Here is a 1,072-nt window from a genome sequence, read left to right on the forward strand (position 1 = left end):
GTGAACGGCACCGACCATGCCGGTCCCCGGCCGGGAGGCGGTGTGACTTACCACCTGTGAGAGTGAGCCGGAGCCGAAGGACTGGAGCGGGGCCTGCGGCGCCCGCTACGAAGATCACGTACTGACCGTGACCTTCGAGAGGACTCCCCGTGCGCCTCCCCCGCGCCACCGGCCTCGCGGCCGCCGCCTTCTCCGCGCTCGCCCTGCTGACCACCCCCACCGCCACCGCGAACGCCGCAGAACCCGGCGACCGAGTCGTCCTGCCCGTCCGCGACGCCCTGGCCGCTCTCACAGTCCAGGACGAGGACCGCACCGGATACGAGCGGACGAAGTTCCGCCACTGGATCGACGCCGACCGCGACGGCTGCTCCACCCGCAACGAAGTCCTCCTCGAAGAAGCCCTCACCGCCCCCACGCAGGGCATCAACTGCCAGCTCACCGGCGGCACCTGGTACTCCCCCTACGACGACACCCACTTCGACCAGGCCCGCGCCCTCGACATCGACCACCTCGTCCCCCTCGCCGAATCGTGGGACTCCGGCGCCTCCACCTGGACACCCGCCGAACGCCAGGCCTACGCCAACGACCTCGACGACCCCCGCGCCCTCATCGCCGTCTCCGCCACCTCCAACCGCTCCAAAGCCGACCAGGACCCCACCACCTGGCAACCCCCCGCCACCGACTACCGCTGCACCTACGCCACCGACTGGACCGCCATCAAGACCCGCTGGAGCCTCGCCATCGACCCCGCCGAACAGGCCGCGCTCGCCGAAGCCCTCAACAATTGCCCCAACGTGGCCATCGAGGTCACCCTCGCCCACTGACGCCGGCGGGCCGCCCCGCCGCCATCTCGCCAGACGCGGTCCCCGCCTCGTACTCGCGGCTGTCGCCGATGCCGATACGCGGTGTCTTATCGCCACTGGCCGCACCGCCGCCGGGGTACTTCTCCAACAGGGGACCCAGGTGCGGGGGCGGGGGCAAATGGACTGGACTGTGGTGGTGTCCACAGTGCTGGGTGCGGTGATCGGTGTCGCATCGGCGTTGGCGCTGGAACACGTGCGGTGGCGCAACC

1 protein-coding gene is annotated in these 1,072 nt (G+C 70.8%); it reads left to right on the forward strand.

What is annotated here, in order from left to right; genetic code table 11:
• The first annotated feature begins 149 nt into the window (after window positions 1–149).
• Entirely contained in the window at window positions 150–824 is a 675-nt protein-coding gene (locus tag ABT147_RS47230) for an HNH endonuclease family protein (RefSeq protein ID WP_351418752.1), read from the forward strand.
• Window positions 825–1,072 lie beyond the last annotated feature (248 nt).

It is taken from the genome of Streptomyces sp. NPDC001868, from assembly GCF_040297125.1.
Classification (GTDB): Bacteria; Actinomycetota; Actinomycetes; order Streptomycetales; family Streptomycetaceae; genus Streptomyces.